20 protein-coding genes and 1 tRNA gene are annotated in these 21,267 nt (G+C 61.7%); 8 read left to right on the top strand and 13 right to left on the bottom strand.

Going from position 1 to position 21,267, the window contains the following annotated elements:
* Nucleotides 1-55 precede the first annotated feature (55 nt).
* The 3 genes from CLV85_RS07140 to CLV85_RS07130 form a co-directional block, all read right to left on the bottom strand.
* Nucleotides 56-1,459, bottom strand: coding sequence for a pyridoxal phosphate-dependent decarboxylase family protein (locus CLV85_RS07140; RefSeq protein ID WP_100388855.1), 1,404 nt, complete (start codon nucleotides 1,457-1,459; stop codon nucleotides 56-58).
* A gap of 127 nt (nucleotides 1,460-1,586) precedes the next feature.
* A tRNA-Val gene (locus CLV85_RS07135) sits at nucleotides 1,587-1,659 on the bottom strand.
* Nucleotides 1,660-1,737: 78 nt separating this feature from the next.
* On the bottom strand, nucleotides 1,738-2,211 hold the full coding sequence (locus CLV85_RS07130) for a redoxin domain-containing protein (RefSeq protein WP_100388854.1): 474 nt from the start codon (nucleotides 2,209-2,211) through the stop codon (nucleotides 1,738-1,740).
* A gap of 179 nt (nucleotides 2,212-2,390) precedes the next feature.
* Between CLV85_RS07130 and aceE the strand changes: the two genes are divergently transcribed.
* From aceE to CLV85_RS07100, 6 genes are all read left to right on the top strand, one after another.
* The gene (gene aceE, locus CLV85_RS07125; RefSeq protein ID WP_100388853.1) at nucleotides 2,391-5,117 is read left to right on the top strand and encodes a pyruvate dehydrogenase (acetyl-transferring), homodimeric type; all 2,727 of its coding nucleotides are present in this window, start codon (nucleotides 2,391-2,393) and stop codon (nucleotides 5,115-5,117) included.
* A 51-nt stretch (nucleotides 5,118-5,168) separates the two neighbouring features.
* Complete coding sequence (locus tag CLV85_RS07120; RefSeq protein ID WP_229820249.1) at nucleotides 5,169-6,317, top strand: PucR family transcriptional regulator; 1,149 nt, start codon at nucleotides 5,169-5,171, stop codon at nucleotides 6,315-6,317.
* Between the two features lie 93 nt (nucleotides 6,318-6,410).
* Complete coding sequence (locus CLV85_RS07115) at nucleotides 6,411-7,331, top strand: ACP S-malonyltransferase (protein ID WP_100388851.1); 921 nt, start codon at nucleotides 6,411-6,413, stop codon at nucleotides 7,329-7,331.
* On the top strand, nucleotides 7,328-8,332 hold the full coding sequence (locus tag CLV85_RS07110; protein ID WP_100388850.1) for a beta-ketoacyl-ACP synthase III: 1,005 nt from the start codon (nucleotides 7,328-7,330) through the stop codon (nucleotides 8,330-8,332). The genes CLV85_RS07115 and CLV85_RS07110 overlap by 4 nt, the downstream gene beginning before the upstream one ends.
* 68 nt (nucleotides 8,333-8,400) lie before the next feature.
* Entirely contained in the window at nucleotides 8,401-8,649 is a 249-nt protein-coding gene (locus CLV85_RS07105; protein WP_010202791.1) for an acyl carrier protein, read from the top strand.
* A gap of 113 nt (nucleotides 8,650-8,762) precedes the next feature.
* On the top strand, nucleotides 8,763-9,998 hold the full coding sequence (locus tag CLV85_RS07100; protein WP_100388849.1) for a beta-ketoacyl-[acyl-carrier-protein] synthase family protein: 1,236 nt from the start codon (nucleotides 8,763-8,765) through the stop codon (nucleotides 9,996-9,998).
* A gap of 162 nt (nucleotides 9,999-10,160) precedes the next feature.
* Here CLV85_RS07100 and CLV85_RS07095 read toward each other — a convergent pair whose 3' ends face one another.
* From CLV85_RS07095 to CLV85_RS07065, 8 genes are all read right to left on the bottom strand, one after another.
* Nucleotides 10,161-10,901, bottom strand: coding sequence for an SDR family oxidoreductase (locus CLV85_RS07095; RefSeq protein ID WP_100388848.1), 741 nt, complete (start codon nucleotides 10,899-10,901; stop codon nucleotides 10,161-10,163).
* A 235-nt stretch (nucleotides 10,902-11,136) separates the two neighbouring features.
* Entirely contained in the window at nucleotides 11,137-11,292 is a 156-nt protein-coding gene (locus CLV85_RS13345; RefSeq protein WP_157847485.1) for a hypothetical protein, read from the bottom strand.
* Nucleotides 11,293-11,294: 2 nt separating this feature from the next.
* Nucleotides 11,295-11,798: a DUF3145 domain-containing protein gene (locus CLV85_RS07090; protein ID WP_100388847.1), complete on the bottom strand. Its 504-nt coding sequence runs from the start codon at nucleotides 11,796-11,798 to the stop codon at nucleotides 11,295-11,297.
* Between the two features lie 155 nt (nucleotides 11,799-11,953).
* Nucleotides 11,954-12,796, bottom strand: coding sequence for an ABC transporter ATP-binding protein (locus tag CLV85_RS07085; RefSeq protein WP_100388846.1), 843 nt, complete (start codon nucleotides 12,794-12,796; stop codon nucleotides 11,954-11,956).
* Nucleotides 12,793-13,662 (bottom strand): ABC transporter ATP-binding protein, encoded by an 870-nt coding sequence (locus CLV85_RS07080; RefSeq protein ID WP_100388845.1) that lies wholly within the window; start codon nucleotides 13,660-13,662, stop codon nucleotides 12,793-12,795. Before CLV85_RS07080 ends, CLV85_RS07085 begins: the two co-directional genes overlap by 4 nt.
* Nucleotides 13,659-14,513, bottom strand: coding sequence for an ABC transporter permease (locus CLV85_RS07075; RefSeq protein WP_100388844.1), 855 nt, complete (start codon nucleotides 14,511-14,513; stop codon nucleotides 13,659-13,661). The genes CLV85_RS07080 and CLV85_RS07075 overlap by 4 nt, the downstream gene beginning before the upstream one ends.
* Nucleotides 14,510-15,571 carry an ABC transporter permease gene (locus CLV85_RS07070; protein WP_100388843.1) on the bottom strand — a complete coding sequence of 354 codons (1,062 nt, stop codon included), beginning with the start codon at nucleotides 15,569-15,571 and terminating at the stop codon, nucleotides 14,510-14,512. Before CLV85_RS07070 ends, CLV85_RS07075 begins: the two co-directional genes overlap by 4 nt.
* A 14-nt stretch (nucleotides 15,572-15,585) precedes the next feature.
* On the bottom strand, nucleotides 15,586-17,148 hold the full coding sequence (locus CLV85_RS07065; protein WP_100388842.1) for an ABC transporter substrate-binding protein: 1,563 nt from the start codon (nucleotides 17,146-17,148) through the stop codon (nucleotides 15,586-15,588).
* A 245-nt stretch (nucleotides 17,149-17,393) separates the two neighbouring features.
* Here CLV85_RS07065 and CLV85_RS07060 point away from each other — a divergent pair, with 245 nt between their 5' ends.
* Nucleotides 17,394-17,870, top strand: a complete 477-nt coding sequence (locus CLV85_RS07060) for an Lrp/AsnC family transcriptional regulator (RefSeq protein WP_229820251.1) — start codon at nucleotides 17,394-17,396, stop codon at nucleotides 17,868-17,870.
* Between the two features lie 21 nt (nucleotides 17,871-17,891).
* Here CLV85_RS07060 and CLV85_RS07055 read toward each other — a convergent pair whose 3' ends face one another.
* Nucleotides 17,892-18,641, bottom strand: coding sequence for an avidin-fold protein (locus CLV85_RS07055; RefSeq protein WP_229820253.1), 750 nt, complete (start codon nucleotides 18,639-18,641; stop codon nucleotides 17,892-17,894).
* A 275-nt stretch (nucleotides 18,642-18,916) separates the two neighbouring features.
* Here CLV85_RS07055 and CLV85_RS07050 point away from each other — a divergent pair, with 275 nt between their 5' ends.
* Complete coding sequence (locus CLV85_RS07050; protein ID WP_100388839.1) at nucleotides 18,917-19,549, top strand: PadR family transcriptional regulator; 633 nt, start codon at nucleotides 18,917-18,919, stop codon at nucleotides 19,547-19,549.
* Between the two features lie 32 nt (nucleotides 19,550-19,581).
* Here the strand turns inward: CLV85_RS07050 and CLV85_RS07045 are convergent, their stop codons facing one another.
* The gene (locus CLV85_RS07045; RefSeq protein WP_229820255.1) at nucleotides 19,582-21,264 is read right to left on the bottom strand and encodes a bifunctional 3'-5' exonuclease/DNA polymerase; all 1,683 of its coding nucleotides are present in this window, start codon (nucleotides 21,262-21,264) and stop codon (nucleotides 19,582-19,584) included.
* Nucleotides 21,265-21,267: the final 3 nt, after the last annotated feature.

Below are 21,267 nucleotides of genomic sequence, written 5' to 3'. Positions count from 1 at the left end.
TACGAGCGGGCACAGGGGCCCACTCCGCCGAGAGTGGGTTCTCCACCCCACTGAATCAGTGGATGCGGTTATGTAGTTCGACACCGTAGACCTTGAGAATTGCGGCAGCGCTGAGCTCAATATCGTGTTCGCTCGTCGCCCAGTTGGTCACCGAGACTCGCATTGCCGCGTGCCCGTTCCACGTAGTGCCACTCACCCAGCAGGTGCCTTCCGCTTGCACTCCAGTGACTACCGCGCGCGTCACATCGTCTGAGTCGGCAAACCGCACGAGCGCTTGATTGAGAACTACATCGTTGAGTACGTCGACACCCTCTGCACTCTGCAGAATCGATGCCATCTGCCGCGCGCGCCTGCAGCTACGCGAGATCACATCGTCGATGCCCTTGCGGCCGAGCGCGCGCACTGTGGCGTAAATCGGAATCGCTCTGGCCCGTCGCGAGAGTTCGGGAACCCAATCTATGGCGTCCCGCTCAGCCCCTGAGGTCTGGATGAGATACGCCGCTGATGCGCTCATAGCGGCACGGTGGTCGGCTGCGTGTTTCACAATCGCGACGCCGCTGTCGTAGGGAACGTTTAACCACTTGTGGGCGTCGGTGGACCACGAATCCGCCTTCTCAATGCCATCGACGAGGGGCACTAGCTCGGCGCTGGCCCGCGCCCAGAGTCCGAACGCCCCGTCTACGTGGAGCCACGCATCCATTTCATTGGCAATTTCCGCGATCTCGCGAAGAGGATCGCACGCACCACTATTCACATTGCCCGCTTGGGCACAAATGATCACGGGACCGCCCACGGTGGCGAGTGCGTCACGCAGGCTGTCTGCGCGCATCCGGCCCTGATCGTCGGCGTCTACTGTCACGAGCGAGCGGGTGCCAAAGCCCAGATACCGCAACGCCACATCAATCGTCACGTGAGTTGCGGCGCTGACCACGACTGTTACGCGCGGCGCACCAGCAAGTCCGTCGAGTTCGACATCCCAACCTACGCGCCTCAACACGGCATGCCGGGCCGCCGCAAGGCACGTGAAGTTCGCCATTTGTCCGCCTGTAACGAAGCCAACTGAGGCATCATTCGGCAAACCGAACAAATCAAGCAGCCACTCGGCGGCGACCTCCTCCACTGCAGCAGAAAAGGGCGATATCGCGTGGATGCCCGCATTTTGGTCCCACGTTGACACCAGCCAATCCGCGGCAAGAGCAACGGGGTGGGCGCCGCCGATGACGAAACCGAAATATCGCGGAGAGCCGCAGTCGGTCATCCCGGTTTCGGCTTGGCCGGCGAGCAGATCGATCACGGAGCTGTCGTCCTCGCCCAGCGTCGACAGCGGTTCGTGCAGCGCCGCCATCATCTCGTCACGCTCCGCGCGCGCACCGACATGGCGAGCAGCCAAGCCGTGAAGGTAGCGCTGGGCATGGTCGTGTGCGCGATCGAGCACAGAATCTGGGACGTCATTCGACATGAAGCTTCGCCTCATCAGGTTGAGACCGCATCGACCGGACTGCCGCGGGTCGTGCAGGGAGCATAACGCCGAATGGGCACGGGAAACGAAGAAAACCCCCGTCAATGACGGGGGTTTTCTGTTGCGGTGGGCCCTACCGGGATCGAACCGATGACATCCACGGTGTAAACGTGGCGCTCTACCAGCTGAGCTAAAGGCCCGCAGCGACGCAATGCGAAGCAGCGCTCGATAATGTTACACGGGATTTTGGTGCCAATTACACACCCACCCCAAAACGATCAGCGACGTTCCTCAGAAAGTCGCCCAATAGCCCGTTCGTAGTCAGCAAACAAGCGGGGTTCGCCGAGCGGCGACGTGATTACATCCCGAACAATTCCGGTCTTATCGATCAAGAAACTCGTGCGGCCGGCAAAGCCTTTGTCGTCAAGAAACGCCCCGAACGAGTGAGCGACTGCGCCATGCGGCCAGAAGTCCGAAAGCAAGGACAGCCGGATGCCGTCGGCGTCTGACCAGGCGCGCAGAGTCGCGGTCGAATCCACCGACACCACTACGATTTCGACTCCGGCGCTGGCCGCGACATCGTGCCATTCGTTCAGCTGAGCGACTTCCCCGGCACACACGGGCGAGAACGCAAGCGGCACAAACACTAAGAGCACTGCGCGTCGCGAGAGAAGCTCCTGCGAATCGACTTCTTGACCGTGCTGATTGCGCAACGCAAAACTCGGCGCCCGCGCTCCCGGCGTGATCGGCATACAGAACCTTCCTTGAGAAAACTGAGCGAACGCCCCGTGTTTGCGGCATAAAAAGCCCCGGTTCGAATCTTGCCGCATTCGACAACTAGAATCGATGGGCGTAGTCGATCCCATCACATCCGCAACCCGGTAGTGCCTCGACTCGCACGACTCTGTTCTCTACACGAAAGAGGTCAACGGTGACGGTAAACGACCAGGACCCATACTCGGTAACCAACACCGACAAGGACCCGGAGGAGACCGCCGAGTGGAACGAATCACTCGACTCCCTCGTTGCAGCACAAGGACACGAGCGCGGTCGCGAGATCATGCTCAGCCTTCTCAAACGCTCCAAGGATTTGCACCTCGGTGTTCCGATGGTTCCGACTACGGACTACATCAACACCATCGCAAAGGATGATGAGCCCGATTTCCCCGGTGACGAAAAGCTCGAACGTCGTTACCGTGCATGGATCCGGTGGAACGCCGCGATCACAGTGCACCGTGCGCAACGCCCCGGCGTTGGCGTCGGCGGCCACATCTCGACGTACGCGTCATCCGCTGCTCTCTACGAAGTAGGGCACAACCACTTCTTCCGTGGTGCAGACCACGAAAGTGGTGGAGACCAGATTTTCTATCAGGGCCATGCCTCCCCCGGTATGTATGCCCGCGCTTTCCTCGAAGGCCGGATGAGCGAGGACCAGCTCCTCGGCTTCCGCCAAGAGAAGTCGCAAGCACCGAACGGCATCTCGAGCTACCCGCACCCGCGCCTCATGCCGGAGTTCTGGCAGTTCCCCACCGTTTCGATGGGTCTCGGACCGATCAACGCGATCTACCAGGCGCAGAACAACAAGTACATCAGCAACCGTGGCATCAAGGATGTGTCAGACAAGCAAGTCTGGGCCTTCCTCGGCGACGGTGAGATGGATGAGGTTGAGAGCCGTGGAGCCCTTCAGTGGGCCGCGAACGAAAAACTCGACAACCTGAACTTCGTCATCAACTGCAACCTGCAGCGTCTCGATGGCCCTGTTCGCGGTAACGGCAAGATCGTTCAGGAGCTCGAGAGCTTCTTCCGCGGTGCCGGCTGGAACGTCATCAAGGTCATCTGGGGCCGCGAGTGGGACGACCTGCTTGCCAACGACCATGAGGGCGCCCTGCGCGACCTTATGAACCGCACTCCCGATGGTGACTACCAGACCTACAAGGCTGAGTCAGGCGCTTACGTTCGTGAGAACTTCTTCGGCCGCGACCCCCGCACCCTCAAGATGGTTGAGCACCTCAGCGATGACGAGGTCTGGAACCTCAAGCGCGGTGGCCACGACTACCGCAAGGTCTACGCCGCGTTCAAGGCTGCGAGCGAACACAAGGGTCAGCCCACGGTCATTCTGGCGAAGACGGTTAAGGGCTACGGCCTCGGCCCCAGCTTCGAGGGCCGCAACGCGACCCACCAGATGAAGAAGATGACGCTTGAGAACCTCAAGCAGTTCCGCGACGAGATGCACATCCCGATTACGGATGCTGCGCTTGAAGCTGATCCTTACCAGCCGCCGTTCTACCACCCCGGTAACGACGACGAGGGCATCCAGTACCTGCAGGAGCGTCGCCGCGAACTCGGAGGCTATGTGCCCGAGCGTCGCAGCAAGTACACGCAGATCGAGCTTCCCGAGTCGAAGACTTACGACGTTGTCAAGAAGGGATCCGGCAAGCAGGAGATCGCCACGACAATGGCGTTCGCTCGTTTGCTCAAGGACCTTCTGCGCGACAAGTCGATCGGTAACCGCATCGTTCCGATCATCCCGGATGAGGCACGCACGTTCGGAATGGACGCGTACTTCCCCAGCGCCAAGATCTACAACCCCGCAGGCCAGCAGTACACCTCGGTAGACCGCGAGCAATTGCTGGCCTACAAGGAGAGCCCGCAGGGTCAGATCGTTCACGTGGGCATCAACGAGGCTGGAGCGTTTGCAGCTTTCACCGCGGTGGGCACCTCGTATGCCACTCACGGCGAGCCGCTGATTCCCGTCTACGTCTTCTACTCAATGTTCGGCTTCCAGCGCACAGGTGACGCCATGTGGGCTGCGGGCGACCAGATGGCCCGTGGTTTCATCATGGGCGCTACCGCCGGACGCACAACGCTCACCGGTGAAGGACTGCAGCACGCTGACGGTCACTCACTGCTGCTGGCATCCACGAACCCCGCAGTGATCAGCTACGACGCTGCCTACGGTTACGAGCTCGGCCACATCGTGCGTGACGGTATTGAGCGCATGTACGGCGGGGAGCACGAAGACCCCAACGTCATGTACTACCTGACCTTGTACAACGAGCCTCTCGTTCAGCCCGCTGAGCCAGAGAACTTCGATGTTGAGGGCGCACTCAAGGGTATTTACCACTTGGCATCGCCGACTATCACCGGGCCGAAGGCTCAGCTGATGGCGTCGGGTGTTGCTGTTCCGTGGGCTCTCGAAGCACAGCGGTTGCTGGCTTCTGACTGGGGCGTAGCCGCTGATGTGTGGTCTGTTACCTCGTGGTCTGAGCTGCGTCGCGAAGGTTTGGCGGCTGAGGAGCACAATTTCCTCAACCCCACCGCCGAGGCCAAGGTTCCGTACCTCACGTCGAAGCTTGCGGATGCTCAGGGACCGTTCTTGGCCGTCACTGACTTCATGCACGCTGTACCCGACCAGGTGCGCGCGTTCATCCCCGGTGACTTCGCTACTCTCGGTGCCGACGACTTCGGCTTCTCGGACACCCGCGCAGCAGCACGTCGCTACTTCAAGATCGACAGCCACTCGCTGGTTGTTCGCACCTTGCAGTCGCTCGTGAAGCGCGGCGAGATGGACCCGGCAGTACTTCCTCAAGCAATTGAGAAGTACAGCCTCCACGACGTCAACGCTGGTACCACCGGTTCTGCCGGCGGCGAAAGCTAGGCAAAAACAATTCCCCCGGTACAGAAGACCAAGGCGCAAACGCTCGCCTGGTTGCGTGTGATCTCGGGCGAACTATCGACGGCGACGCTCAAGCGTCTCGAGGACACGCTGCCCTGGTACGGAGAAATCCCTCCAGGGCGGCGTTCCGCCGTCGGGCTCGTCGCTCAGGCCGGAATTACCAGCTTCATCAGCTGGTTTGAAGACCCCACCTCCACCCCGTGGATCGCGGCTGACGTTTTTGGTGCGGCTCCCCGCGAGCTTTTGCGGTCGGTGTCACTGCTCCAAACTTTGCAGCTCATCCGTATTGCGGTCGAAGTTGTTGAAGCGCGGGTCAAGGCTGACGACGACGTACTGCGCGAAGCAATTCTGTTGTACTCGCGAGAGGTCGCCTTCGCCGCCGCCGACGTGTACGCCCGTGCCGCTGAAGCACGCGGACTGTGGGATGCGCGCCTTGAGGCTCTCGTTGTTGACTCGATCCTCAGCGGTGAGTACGACAACGAACTGCCGAGTCGCATTGCGGCTCTGGGCTGGAACGGTCATGGCGAAGTGTGCGTACTCGTGGGCACTTCCCCGCGGATGCTCGACGTTGACCAATTGCGTCGTACAGCTCGTCACCTCGACGCCGATGTTCTCATCGGAGTGCAAGGTTCGCGCCTAGTGCTTGTCATCGGCCGCGCAGCACCCCGCTCGGAGAAAACCGACGACGAGGAGCCACTGCCGTTCATCACGATCGCTGAGCAGTTGGAGCCTGGCTTCGGTAGCGGGCACCTCGTGCTCGGCCCGGAGGTTCCGAGCCTTGTTGATGCTTCGAAGAGCGCGAAGGCAGCTCTGGCTGGCTTTGCCGTCGCTCGATCGTGGCGCAATGCTCCCCGCCCAACTTTGGCGAACGATCTGCTGCCGGAGCGTGCTTTCGCGGGAGATCCGCTCGCTCGCTCGACCCTCATCAACAAGATCTACAAACCACTTCAAGCCCATTCGACCGACCTGCTCACGACGCTGTGGTGCTATCTCGACAACGGCAGGTCTCTCGAGGCCACCGCACGCGAGCTTTTCGTGCACCCCAACACCGTTCGATACCGCTTGAAGCGGGTCAGCGAAGTCATTGGCTGGGATGCCACGGGAGCGCGCGAAGCGCTGATCTTGCAAGCAGCCCTCATCGTGGGTTCGATTTCTGAGCCCGAGCCCGGACGCGCTCGCTAGCGTTCCGCCGTTTGGTGAGTTCACACAACGATCCCGTCGAGCTTTGGTGGGGTCATCCAAGCGATTCCGACGAAAGATTGGCAGACTAGCTAAGTGATTGTTGTAGTAGCGCCCGGTCAGGGCTCCCAGACCCCCGGTTTTCTTGAGCCCTGGCTCGAAGACCCTGCCCTGCGAGAGCAGCTTGGAGCGATCTCTGAGGCTGCCGGGATCGATCTGATCGCGCACGGCACGACTTCGGATGCCGACACGATTCGCGACACCGCGGTGGCTCAGCCGCTCATCGTGGCTGCTGGCCTGCTCACCCTCAGCGCGCTGACTGCCGGAGGCCGTCGCAAGCACATTGGTGCCGTTGCCGGTCACTCCGTTGGCGAGATCACCGCGGCAGCCGCTGCGGGCATCCTCTCTGAAGACGACGCGATGCGCTTTGTCGTGCAGCGCGGATCGGCCATGGCCGCCGCGGCGGCACTCGAGACCACAGGAATGTCTGCCGTCATCGGTGGAGACGAAACTGCGCTGCTCGAGCGTCTCGCCGAACTCGGCCTTCAGCCGGCCAACTTCAACGGTGGCGGTCAGATCGTTGTCGCCGGAGCACTCGACGCACTCGCCAAGCTCGCCGAAGAACCACTCAAGGGAACGCGTGTCGTGCCGCTGCAGGTCGCCGGCGCCTTCCACACGCGTTACATGCAGCCCGCGGTCGCGCACCTCGAAACCGTGGCTGCCGACCTCACCGCGAACGATCCTTCGCTGCCGATCTACACGAACCGCGATGGCTCGCTGATCGAGAGCGGTTCACACTTCGTTGACCTTCTCGTTGGCCAGGTTTCTTCGCCGGTTCGATGGGATCTCACCATGAACTCGCTGGCGGATGCCGGCGTCACCGGCATCATCGAACTTGCGCCCGCAGGCGCACTGACGGGTCTCGCTAAGCGCGGCCTTCGCGGAATTCCTGCTGTAGCAGTGAAGACCCCCGATGATCTATCCGCAGCATTTGACCTGATGGAGGCCAACGCATGACCGCACCCACCCTCACCCAGTCCGCCGGGTCACAGTTCACGAAGATCTATAGCTACGGCGCCGCCCGTGGTGACCTCGTCGTTGACAACAACCAGCTCGTCGAAGCGATTGACTCGAGCGATGAGTGGATTCAACAGCGCACTGGCATGATCACGCGCCGCCGCGCATCCGCTGGCATTCTCGCTGTCGACCTCGCCGTTGACGCGGCTCGCGAAGCGATCGAGAAGTCGGGTATCGACCCCGCAGACATCGACCTCGTGATTATTGCCACGATCAGCAACGTTCTGCAGACCCCCTCGATGTCCGCCGTTGTTGCCGACCGCGTGGGTGCTAACCCCGCTGCGGCGTACGACATCAACGCTGCTTGCGCTGGTTTCAGCTACGCGGTGACTCAAGCTGATGCTCTGATTCGCGCGGGTGCTGCAAAGTACGCACTCGTCATCGGTGCCGAGAAGCTCTCCGACATTGTTGACCCGACCGACCGCAGTATCTCGTTCCTTCTTGCCGACGGCGCCGGAGCGGTTGTCATCGGCCCGAGCGATACCCCCGGCATCTCCGCCCCAGTGTGGGGTTCGGATGGTTCGAAGGCCGATGCGATCAAGATGAACGCGACTCTTGTCGACTTCCGCGAAGGCGACGCTGCGTGGCCGACTCTGCGCCAGGAGGGCCAGACGGTCTTCCGTTGGGCTGTTTGGGACATGGCCAAGGTGGCGAAGGAAGCTCTGGATGTTGCGGGAATCACCGCAGACGACTTGGCCGCGTTCATCCCCCACCAGGCCAACATGCGCATCATCGACGAGTTCGCTAAGCAACTCAAGCTGCCCGAATCTGTGGTGATCGCTCGCGATGTTGCCGAGATGGGCAACTCGTCAGCAGCATCCATACCGCTGGCGACTCATCGTCTGCTCGAAGAGAACCCCGAACTGAGTGGCGGCCTCGCCCTCCAGATTGGTTTCGGTGCGGGCCTTGTCTTCGGCGCGCAGGTAATCGTTCTGCCGTAGTAACCCTAAGAATCACTGCCGCTGGCCTACACTGGCTAACGGTCAATTTACATCCCAAGGAGAAAAACATGGCACTGTCCACTGAAGAAGTTATGGCCGGATTGGCTGAGCTCATCAACGACGAGACCGGCATTGCGACCGACACTGTTGAGATGGGCAAGTCGTTCACCGATGACCTCGACATCGACTCGATCTCGATGATGACGATCGTTGTCAACGCAGAAGAGAAGTTCGACGTCAAGATCCCCGACGAAGAGGTAAAGAACCTCAAGACCGTCGGTGACGCAGTGAGCTTCATCACCAACGCTCAGGCGTAACACCCGCTCGTCGTGGACGGCCAACCGCACTCGTTGCGGTTGGCCTCCGCGCAGCACTCCAGAAGTCTGCCGTTGGCCGACTTTCTGAGCCATGCACTCTAAAGGAACGTGAAATGACCAAAAAGATCGTTGTCACCGGTATCGGTGCCACTACGCCCATCGGCGGAACCGCGACCGAGTCGTGGAACGCCCTTCTCGCTGGCGAATCCGGCGCGCGTGCCCTTGAGCACGAATGGGTCGCCAAGCACGAGTTGCCCGTGACCTTCGCTGCTGAAGCCAAGGTTCGCCCCGAGGAAGTTCTTGAGCGCGTTGAATACAAGCGTCTTGACCCCTCTAGCCAGTTCGCCCTCATCTCGGCTCGTGAAGCCTGGGCGGATGCCGGCTCCCCCGATGTAGACCCCGTTCGTATCGGTGTCGACTACTCCACCGGAATCGGTGGACTCTGGACCCTCCTCGACGCCTGGGACACCCTGCGCGAAAAGGGCCCCCGTCGTGTTCTTCCCATGACGATCCCGATGCTCATGCCGAATGCCGCTGCGGCCGCAATCAGCATGGCGATTCCTTCGCGTGCGTACGCTCGCACCGACGTCTCCGCGTGCGCTTCCAGCACCGAGGCTCTCGCCAACGCGTACGCGCACCTGCAGGCTGGACTTGCGGATGTCGTCATCGCCGGTGGAACGGAAGCCGTGGTTCACCCGCTTCCCATCGCCGCCTTCGCGTCGATGCAAGCACTCTCGAAGCGGAATGACGACCCGGCAACGGCCTCACGCCCCTACGACGTGTCCCGTGATGGTTTCGTACTCGGCGAAGGAGCGGCAACGCTCGTTCTCGAGACCGAAGAACACGCGCTCGCCCGTGGTGCTCGCATCTACGCTGAGCTCGCCGGCGGTGCTGTGACGAGTGACTCGTTCCACATCACTGCGCCCGACCCCGAGGGAACCGCTGCAGCACGCGCTGTCCGCGATGCTCTCGAAGCGGCCGGAGCAACGCCAGAGGAAGTTACTCACATCAACGCTCACGCGACGAGTACACCTGTTGGTGACATCGCCGAGTACAAGGCGCTTCTGCGCATCTTTGGCGACCACCTGCCGAACATTCCCGTCTCGGCCACCAAGGGCGCCACAGGCCACCTCTTGGGCGGCACAGGAGCACTCGAGGCCATCTTCACGGTCTTGGCTCTCCACCACCGCACGGCTCCCCCGACGATTAACCTCACCAACCAGGACCCGGCGATTCCGCTGGACGTCGTTACGTCTCCTCGCGACCTCGGCTCGGGACCCCAACTGGCGATTAGCAACTCGTTCGGCTTCGGCGGCCACAACGCTGTTGCAGCGTTCCGCTCGGTCTAAGCTCCGCTGCGCTCGTCGGCCGTGCCGGTAAGCGCTTAACAACACATCGCCCGCCGGATCATAAGATCGAGGCGGGCGATGTGTCGTTAACGAGTGCGATGAGGCGAGAGACGACTTTTCCGTGCCCACGCCTCAGCAGAACTGTAACTGCTGAGGTATTAACTACTGAGGCACTGCGCCCTCGCCGGCGAGCACTCCACCGTCGATGATGAATTCAGAACCGGTCGAGTAGCTCGAGTCCTCGCTGGCAAGGAAGAGCACCATCTTGGTAACTTCCTCTGCTTCGCCCAGGCGAGGAATCGGGGTGCGAGTCTCGTCGATGCCGAGACCGTCAGTCATCGGCGTACGGATGTTTCCGGGGTGTACCGAGTTCACTCGAACACCCTGCGGGCCCAGCTCCATCGCAACTGACTTCGTGAGACCACGGAGTCCAAACTTGGATGCCGTGTAGCCGTGCAGCGCCGCAAAGCCCTGCATGCCGGCAGTCGACGAGATGTTGACGATGGCCGAGGTCTCATTCTTGACGAGTTCAGGAGCTGCCGCGCGGATGCCGAGGAACGATCCGGTGAGGTTGATGCCGATAATCAACGACCAGTCCTTCTCGGTGTACCCGTCGAGGGTTCCGAAGTTCACTATGCCGGCGTTGTTGATGAGCACGTTGAGGCCACCGAAGGTGTCGACCGCAAGCTTGACCGCGGCGTTCCACTCGTCTTCTTTGGTGACGTCGAGGTGCGCATAGATGGCGTTTTCGCCCAGCTCGTCAGCCAGAGCCTGACCTTCGGCGTCGAGAACGTCAGTAATGACGACCTTGCCGCCCTCCGCGACGACTCCGCGACTGTGCGATTCGCCCATTCCGCGGGCGCCGCCGCTGATGAGAACTACTTTTCCGTCAAAGCGAGACATGGTGTTCCTTCCAAATACTGAATCGGTTTCAGCCGGAAGGAGATGGCCCGAGGACCCGAGGACGGCCCGTTGTGGCAACCGTGCCCGAATACTTCCGGCCACGTTTCAACGCTACTCCGGGAGTCTGCTGCAAGCCACCTGAACGGCACGCTCGCAGCGAACAAACAGCAACACAAATGTGCAGATGGCTTTTCAGCGCAGGAATGAAGGCGCTGCATTCAGAAGATGCAACGCGTCAAAGGATGGAGCGGCATCCGTCGTGGAGGGTGCACTCGCCATCGAAGGGCGAGTCGACAGCGTCGAGCACGACATCGGTGCAGTCCTGCCACTCGATCAGTGGAATCCGTGTGTCAACCGCTACTTCTGGAGTGTGCGTACGTTCGGAAATCATGGTCAACCTACCTTGTGGAGCCACACAACTGCAGAGTCTTGACTGGCGTGACGGAACGACTCAAGCTCGTCGTCCCAAGCCTGGCCGAGTGCCAAGCGGAGTTCACGATGCAGTTCGAACGCATCGGAACCGGCAACTTCCATCGCGTAACGCAGGCGATCCTCGGGGATCACCATGTTGCCGACGCTATCGGTCTGCGCGAAGAAGATTCCGAGATCGGGCGTGTGCATCCATCGTCCGCCGTCGGAGCCGGGGCTCGGGTCTTCGGTCACTTCGAAACGAAGGTGCTCCCAGCCGCGGAGCGCAGCAGCGAGCACCGCACCGGAGCCCTGCGGGCCTTCCCAGTAGAACTCGGCACGCTGAGATCCCTTGAGCACCGGTTGGTTGTCCCAATCGAAGTTCACGGCGCGTTCGAGAGCGCGACCAGCAGCCCACTCAATATGTGGGCAGAGCGCGCGAGGAGCAGAGTGCACGTAGAGCACTCCGCGAGCGTTGTGTGCAGTCACGATATCTCCGTTCCGTTTGGGTGCGACTTCCCCATCGACCCACGAACGGTACCTGTGACGGCACTTTTGGCTATTAAGTTGTGCGGCGAACCGCTTGGGGACATTATCCCTGACAAATCCGGGAAAATACAAGCGTGTAACTACATTTACGCCAATTAGACGCGGTTCAGAGCCTCAGGCATCGTCAGCCGCCACTCTTCGGGGGCTTCCGCAGCGGGAGCCGCGGGCAGAATGCCCTTGCCGTCTGGCTCGGGAATCGCCGAGATCAGCGCCCGAGTGTAGGGATGTACGGGATCGTTCCAGATGAGATCGGATACTCCCGATTCGACGATCTTGCCGCGATACATCACGACGGTGCGGTCGGCAATGAGACGCACGATCGCGAGGTCGTGAGAGATGAAGAGCAACCCGGCGCCGGCATCGAGTGCGAGCTTGCGCATCATGTCAGCGACAGAAGCCTGGCTCGAGGCATCCAAAGCAGAAATCGGTTCGTCAGCCACCAACAGATCGGGGCGTGCGGCAAGAGCTCGTGCGATAGCGACGCGTTGACGCTGACCACCCGATAGCTCGTGGGCGTAGCGCGACACCATGGTGGTGGGCAGGCCCACGCGTTCTAGCCATTCTTCGGGCTGCGAGCCTTCGGCACCACGCTCAACCGCTGCACGAATGCCCTCGGAGATCTGTTGGCCGACGCGGATGCGCGGATTGAGCGACGAATTGGGGTCTTGAAAAACCATCTGAATCGACGTGAACTGCGCCTTGCGGCGACGCACGCCGAGCAGAGGGACTTCGGCGTCACGGTAGGTGACGGCACCAGAACGAGGCTTTTCCATGCCGACGACGGCACGCGCGAGACTCGACTTGCCACAGCCGCTCTCCCCCACGAGAGCAAGAACTTCACCGGGGGCGATCGTCAAGGAGACTTCGTCGACAGCGCGCACAACAGTCGCGCCGTGATACTCGATAACGAGGTCGGATACTTCGAGCAGCTCGCTCATTCGCTTACCTCCTGGAAGCCTTCTGCACCGGGCAGAGACGAGAGCAGTTCACGCGTGTAGGCGTGCTGCGGGTTGGCGAAAATGTTGTGTCGAACGTTGGACTCGACGATCTCGCCGTGACGCATCACAGCAATGTCGTCGGCGATAGCGCTCATGACACCCAGATCGTGAGTAACGAGGAGAACCGCCAGTTGACGCTCATCCGCTAGGTCGCGCAGCAAGTGCAGGATGCCCGCCTGAACGGTGACGTCGAGCGCCGTAGTCGGCTCATCCGCCAACAGCACGACGGGATCGCAAGCAAGAGCAATCGCGATGGCGATGCGCTGGCGCTGACCGCCCGAGAATTGGTGCGGGTAGCGGCCAAGAGCCTCTGCGGGGTTGGGCACGCGTACACGGTCGAGCAGCCCGATGGCGTGCTCGCGAGCCTGCTTCTTGGAGAGCTTGAGGTGACGCGTCACGTGATCGGTGAGCTGAACTCCGACGGTGAGCTGCGGGTGCAGACTCGACGATGGGTCTTGGAAGATCATCGCAATGCGACGCCCACGGATCTCGTTCAACTGGCGGTGCGACATCCCGACAAGCTCGGTGTCGCCACCTTCAGGATCAGTGAGCCGAATCGATCCACCCACGACGGCGTTGCTCGGCAGCAGACCCAACATCGCCAGCGACGTGACGGTCTTGCCCGAGCCCGACTCCCCCGCGAGGCCCTGGACACGTCCGGGGGTGAGCGCGAGGCTGATGCCCTTGACGATGGATTTGACGTTGTTACGGGAGCCGATGCCGATCGTGAGACCGTCGACGGTCAGCACGGGCGTGGAGGCAGCGGATGCGGCATCCGCGGACTCTGGTGTTGGTGCGTCGATCATGACCGTGCCCCCGCTCGCGATACCTGTGAAGTCGGATCGAAGATGTCTCGCAGCGAGTCACCCACGAAGTTGAAGGCCATGACGACGGTAAGGATGGCGAGACCGGGGAACAACCCGATCCACCAGCTGTCGAAGTTCTGGATGGCGGCGGAGATCATCGAACCCCACTCGGGCGTCGGAGGCTGAGCTCCCAGGCCGAGGAACGACAGTCCGGACAGCAGCAGGATGGCGGTTCCCACGTCGAGGCTCGCAAGAACGAGAATGGGGCCAACCACGTTGGGTGCGATATCGACCCGCAGCGTCTTGAAGGGCGAGAAGCCCATCAGCCGCCCGGCCATCACGTAGTTCTGGGTACGAAGCCCGAGCACAATGCTTCGCGTCATACGGGCGTATTGCGGCCACGAAACCACGAAGGCAGCGATCACCGCGTTGAAGAGCGAGGGTCCGAGAGCTGCGGCGACGACCATCGCGAGGATGACCGTCGGGAACGCCATGACGAGGTCAGTCAAGCGCATCAACAGCTCGTCAACCCACTTGCCGAAGTACCCGGCGATTGCGCCGATGAGGGTTCCGACGAGGAGCGACATCACCACGAGCATGAGCGCCAGCGGAATCGTGACGCCCGCACCGGTCATCAGGCGCGAGAAGATGTCGCGGCCGAGAGCATCCGTACCCATGAGGGTGTCGATGCCGGGAGCCTGCAGTCGAGGCAGGTCTTGCGCCAGCGGGTCGAACGGAACCCACAGTCGAGCGGTGAAGGCAATGCCCACCCACGCGACAGCGATAACAGCGCCAATGACACCGAGTGGGGTTATCCACGCGGCAGGAATCTTTAGCCAACGCTTTCTCATGCGAGCCTCACCCTCGGGTCGAGTACACCGTAAAGAAGGTCGACGGCGAAATTGATAGTCAGGTAGACAACACCCACCACGAGACCGACGCCCATGACGCCGGGCAGGTCGAGGCTGGTTGCCGAGTTGTAGGCGTAGCTGCCAAGCCCGGGCCACGCGAATACTGCCTCGACGAGCACCGTGCCGGAGAGCAGGGTTCCGAACGCGAGGCCGACGATCGTGAGGATGGGCAGCGATGCTCCGCGTAACACGTAGCCGAAGAGCAGTCGTGGACCGCTGAGACCCTTAGCGCGCCCGGCACGAACGTAGTCGGCATCCAACACTTCAAGTACCGAGGTGCGAACGAAGCGCGTGAGTAGACCGATCGTGAAGAGCGAGAGAACAAAGACCGGGAGCATGAGGTGAGCTAGGGCATCCGTGAACGTGACCCACTGGCCCGCCAGCAGGGCATCGACCGTATAGAAGCCCGTCACTGTGGGAGGCGGTGCCAACGCGGGCGACAGCCGACCCGAACCGGGTGCGATGCGCAGTTGCAGGAAGAAGAAGTTGAAGCTGACCAGCGCCATCCAGAAGGTCGGGATGCTGAGGCCGATGAGCGAGAACACGCGCACCAGCTGGTCGCTGATCTTGCCGCGGCGGTAGGCCGCGAGGGAGCCGAGAGCCACACCGACGCCGAGGCTGACAACGATGGCCAACAAAGCGATCTCGACCGTGGCCGGCACGGCCTTAGAGAGGTCGGATGCCACAGGCTGTGCTGTACGCAGCGAGATGCCCATGTCGCCCTGGAACAGGCCGCTGATGTAGTTGACGTACTGCACGGGAAGCGGCTGATCGAGCCCACGTTCCTTGATGTACGCCTCGACCGTGGCGGGGTTGCTCGCCGCCCCTTCACCGAGCGCTGCCGCAATGGGGTCACCCGGCACAAGGTTCGCGAGAGCGAACGTGACGATAGTGACTCCGAAGAGGAGCAGGACTGAGGTTCCGAGGCGACGAAGCAGGTACCCGACCAGAGGTGATCTGGCCGAGTACCTGCGAGTCGCGCGGGGTGTATTTCCCACGCTAGAGGTTCTTTCTACTTAGCTTGCAGTTCAGCGATGTCCATCGTCCAGGTGGAGTTGTACGCAACTCCATCAATGTACGAGGCGGTCGCAATGTTGGAGCCAGGAACGATCAGCGGAACGAACGGTCCACGCTGCTGCAGAGCTTCAGCGAAGTTGCTGAAGGCAGTCTCGCGCTCGTCGAAGTTCGTGGCGTTCTCTGCTGCCGCAGCGAGGTTCACCACGTCGGTGTCCTGCTCAGCGGTCCAACCGGCGCGCAGTCCAACCTTCTGTCCAGCCGAGAACGGCAGGAAGTTGGCGGAGTCGGCGTAGTCGGGGCCCCAGAACCAGATGCTGAAGGCTTCGGTTCCGTTGACGTAGCTGTCGATCTGCGTGGTGAACGGCGCCGGAGCGAGTTCAATAGTGATTCCAGCATCCGCGAGCTGCGACTGAATGCGCTCGGCGAGCGGCGTGAAGCTCACTCCGCCAACCGGGTAGTCGTTCGGGTATTCGAGCGTGATGCTCTCACCGTCGTAGCCGGATGCTTCAAGCGAAGCAGCGGCAACGTCGAGCTCCTGGTCAACACCGTTCTCCAACGCGCCGAGGAACGACGGCGGGATAACGCCCGTTGCCTGCTCGGAACCTGCACCAGCAAGCTCGAGGAGCGCCGGGTAGTCGAGAGCGTAACGAACAGCGTTAGCGAAGTCGGGGTTCGAGGTAACGCCACCCACTTCTTCGCTCTGGTTGATCAGCAGGAAGATGGTCTGTGCCGACGGAGTCGAGAACACGTTGATGCCATCGCTGAGGCTTGCGACCTGGTCACCGCTGAGGTCAACGGCTACCTGAGAGTCATCGCCCTCGAGGTTGATCTTCTGGGTTGCGGCCTCAGAAACGTTGCGGATGACTACGCGAGTGAAGTCGATGTCTTCGTCACCGTTGTAGTTCTCGTTCTCGGTGAGAACAACCTGCGACTCGAAGTTAACCGTGTCGAGGATGTACGGACCGGAACCAGCCGACGTCTCGTTCAAGAATGCTTCAGCAGCATCCGAGTCATCCGTCGTTCCGCCGTTTTCGATAACGAGAGCGGAGTTCAGGATGGCGAGCGAGGGGTTCGTCATGAGGGCGGGGAGCTTGAGCGACGGGGTCTCCGTGCTGAGCTCGACGGTCATGTCGTCGATCTTGGTGACGGTGATGCCGTTCATCAAGAAGTTGGCCTTGCTCTCAGTCATACCGGCAACGCGGTTGAGCGAGAAGACAACGTCATCAGCGGTGATTGCTGAACCGTCGGAGAAGACGCGGCCGTCCTTGAGCGTGAAGGTGAAGACCGTTGCATCGTCGTTCGACTCGTAGGAGGCGAGGCCTTCAACCGGAGTCGACTCGTCGGAGCCGGCGAAGTCGAGAAGAGTCTCGTAGAGAGCCTTCGACACCATGTACCCGGTGGGCACGTAGTTGCGACCGGGGTCGCTGGTCTCGAGCGTGAAAGCGGTGTCAATAACGATGCTGTCGCTTGCTTCGGGTGCTGCTGCAGCGCAACCGGCGAGAGCCAGTGATGCAGTCAGTCCGAACGCGGCCGCTACGTAGCGGAACTTGGTGCGCAAAGGGAACTCCTTGGTGGTTATAGAACAGCCTCTGGACGGCTGTGCTTGAGATTGGCACAATTCCCGCTAGTCTGTCCAATCAAAGGCGCGATCATTCAGACCATGAGTTAAACATGAGGGAGATTTCACACAATATGTCCAGTAAAGGCACTACCGGCTCACCCAGTACTGGACAATCACCGTCTGAATTGGATGAGATCAACCTGAAGATATTGAGTGAGCTCCGCTATAACGGACGAATATCAATGTCAGCTCTCGCAGAGAAGGTAAATGTCTCTCGCGCCAACGTCTACACGCGCGTCGAACAGCTCATGTCTGACGGTGTGATTACGGGCTTCAGCGCCCAGATCGACCCCGCCAAAGCCGGGCTCGGCATCTGCGCGCTCGTGTTTCTTTCCGTGCATCCACAAACCTGGGCAAGCTTTCGCGATCGCATTACGAACATGACAGAAATCGAGTCCTGCCGAATCACGACCGGTGAGCACGACGCGATGCTGCTGATTCGCGGCCACGAGGTGGGCGCCATCCACGACTTCATCGTCGGAGTGCTCTCGGTACTGCCCGAAGTGAAGTCGCTCGAGACCGTTCTCGTACTCGACGAAGTCTTTCAGCGCCCGTACCTGCTGCCCTCGGATTTGCCCGAGCGCCCGCAAGAACCCGCACAACTGGGCCTTACCCGATTCACCCGGGCTGACCCGAACCGCGCGGGGCTCAACAACTAGTTCGCCACGTCGCCTTAGGCGCTAGACGACCTGAACGCACACGCTCTTACCGGGAACGCCATCGAGCACAAACTCCTCGATGAGTTCAAGACGACCGTCGGGGCGTGAACCGAGGGTCGTGCTGCTGTCGCCCAGCAGGGTCGCATCGCTTGCGATGACGTGGTGCACGAAGAACTCATCGAGCACGCCGTCGCGGTAGCGACCGACGCAGCGGCCTGCCGTAACCGTGTCGCCAAAGTAGAAGCCCCACACGATGCCCGAGTTCTCGTCAAACTCGAACTGAGTGGGCTCAGCGCTGACCGTGCTCGCGGTCGATTCCTCAAGGATGAACGTGGTGCCGTCGAGCTGGGGAGTGCTGCGCTGCGCTGGGTCGAGCTCGGGCCACGCCCCGCGGCGGTCAGCCTCGACGCAAATGCTCACGTGAGCTTCGCCATTCTTCTCGAACTCTTCGTAGAGCTCGAGCTTGCCATCGGCATTCCACTGGATAGTGCTGGACGCCATACCAAGAACGATTTCCTCGCTCGCGGCCAAGCGGTGGGCAAAACGAATCGACACGACGTCGCCATCACGACGACCGACGAAGCGCCCGAGAGCGACGGTGTCGCCGTAGTACTCACCCCAGACCATCTGGCCGTCTTGGTGATAGCGGAATCGCGTGGGAGTTGCCGTCGACACAGCGCTCCCCGAAGACGAGACCAAGATGAACTCGCGGTCATTGATCGAATCGGGAACAGGCTGGGCCGCTGCGGCGGCTACGGGGGCATCACTCACGCAGATGAGTATGGGGCGCGGAGGCGGTCTGCACGAAATCGACCGCGAAGAGTCCAGTTCATCTAGAACGAGTGCTGGTTGCGTGGACATTTTGTTGCCGAAACGAGCGCGATGGCCTCCAATGATCCACCCCGCGAAAACTGTGACGAGCTGACGAAAGCGGCACCACTCGGGGTCGAAGAACTCGACACACCGAACAGTAGCGGGCGAGCATCCGCCCCCTCGCTAGGGTCAACTACTACATACTCAGTATCGACTTACCCGGAAGGTCTGGCATGTCAATCCGCCACAGCTTGCTCTCAATCTTGGCGCAGGGCCCCTGCTACGGGTATCAGTTGCGGTCGGAATTCGACCGGCGCACTGGGTCAACGTGGCCACTCAATGTCGGCCAGATCTACAACACGCTCGATCGACTCGTGCGCGACGGTCTCGTGCTCAAAGCCGGCGCACCCGCTGACGACGACTCAGACGGACCGCAGCAGACGTATTACACGATCACGGATGCCGGAGAGCGGGAAGTGGAGCACTGGCTGACGACCCCGGTCGACAGTTATTCCGTCAGCCGCGACGAGCTCGCGATCAAGCTCGCCATCGCCGTTACGCTGCCTGGCGTCGACGCCCACGCCGTGATCGAACACCAACGGCAAGCCACCCGTGGTGCCGTTGATGCCCTCTCCCTTACCGCCGAAGTGCGAGAGGATGCCCGCGACGCCAGCCAGTTCGCGGAGCAACTTGTCACCGACTCGCTGTTCGCGCACGCCGAAGCTGAACTGCAGTGGCTCGATCGCGTCGAGACCGCACTGACCACGGCACAGTCACGGGGGTTCGCTGACGCCTTTCCGTTGAACCCCACGAAGCCCAAGCGCGGACGACCCGCCACCGGCGCTGCTTCTTCGTCCAACAAATAGTTGGGCCGGCGGGCCTAGTCGACAGCGACAGGCTATTTGGCGTGATCGTAGCGATCGACGATGGCGGTCGTGAGCGGGAACGTGACCGGGATGTCGCCGAAAACGAGTCGCCCGGCATCCGCTGCGGCCGCCGTCACGTGCTCAGCGACGCTGTCCGCGAGCTCTGCGGGAGCGTGCACCACGACCTCGTCATGCAGAAAGAACACGAGGTGGGGTGCGTCAGTGAGCCAGGCGCCTTCCGAAAGCTGGCCGAGGCGATTGCGGATGCTCGCCATCCAGCACAGCGCCCATTCGGCCGCAGTGCCTTGAACAATAAAGTTGCGCGTAAAGCGGCCCCAGGAGCGCCCGCGTTCTTGCGACGCAGCGCGCTGAGCGGGAGACTGCGAATCGTCGTAGTCCGCCGCGTGCGTGCCGGGAGGCGAACTACGACCGAGTTGAGTGCTCACCACTTCGCCACGTTCACCGGCGCGTGCCGCCTTCTCCACGAGAGCAATCGCCTGCGGGTAGGCCCGCGCGAGGCGAGGCATGAGTCGGCCGCTCTCCCCCGATGTCGCGCCGTACATTGCGCCGAGCATCGCGAGCTTCGCGTGAGCGCGCGTGTCGACGGCACCGCTCGCCACGATGCCTTCGTAGAGGTCACCGGATGCTCCGGCCGCGACCATTCCGCGGTCACCGGCCATCGCTGCGAGGATGCGGGGCTCCAGTTGGGAGGCGTCCGCGACAACGAACTTCCAGCCAGGATCGGCCCGAACCGCACCGCGAATCAGGTGCGGAAGCTGCAGAGCACCACCGCCGCTGGTTGCCCAGCGCCCGGTCACCACCCCACCGGGGACGTAATCGGGACGAAAACGCCCGTCGACCACCCAGGCGTCGAGCCACGACCATCCGTTCGCCGTCATCAGCCGTTGAAGTTTCTTGAATTCGAGAAGCGGCGCGATAACCGGATGCGTGAGCTGCTTGAGTTCCCACGACCGGGTTGTGGTGGCTTGAATGCCCGCGACGCTCAACGCCCGCAAGAGTTCAGCGGGCGATTCGGGCGCCAATCGCGGAGAATCGAGCCGCAGCCGGATCTCGTCAACGAGTGCTTGCAGTCGTGCGGGCCGTTCGCCCTCGACGCTCGGGCGCGGCCCCAGCATCTCGGTGAGGATCTCGTCGTGGGCCTGCGCACTCCAAGGAAGGCCCGCGAAGCGCATCTCGGCGGCGATGAGTGCGCCGGCGGATTCGGCGGAGAGCAGTCGCTGCAACCGTCCGGCTTCCGACGACGTTGCCACTGCCTCCAGCTGGCGAAGAAATTCAGCGAGTACGTCGAGGTCGCCGTCGGCCACGGCGTCAGCGTCGTCGTCGAAATCGAAGAGGGTAGAGTGCTGCGGCCTAAGGGGATCCACCGGTGCCGCGTGACCCGCCTGAGCGAGCGCGTCCCAGCGGCTCGCGCGTGCCCGGGCTAACGCCGACTCTCGAGTGAAGACCGAATTGCGCAGAATCGCGTGGCACAACCGCAGATCGAAGCAGCGGTTCACCCGCACGCGCGCCTCGAGCAACTCCGGAGACCACGCTGCGGTGTCGTGCCAGACCCAACGAACCGCCGGCTCCGCGGCCTGCGTCTGCGCAACAAACGCCGCCACATTCTCGAGAGCGAGCTCGCCGATAACCGCGCCCGCAGCATCCACTCGTGTGGCAGTGTGGGTGCGGCCGCTAGTCGCGAGCACGAGGTACACGCC

Origin of the sequence: Salinibacterium amurskyense (genome assembly GCF_002797685.1) — a bacterium.
Lineage (GTDB): Bacteria > Actinomycetota > Actinomycetes > Actinomycetales > Microbacteriaceae > Rhodoglobus > Rhodoglobus amurskyensis.
This window is presented reverse-complemented; position numbering and strand designations above follow the sequence as displayed.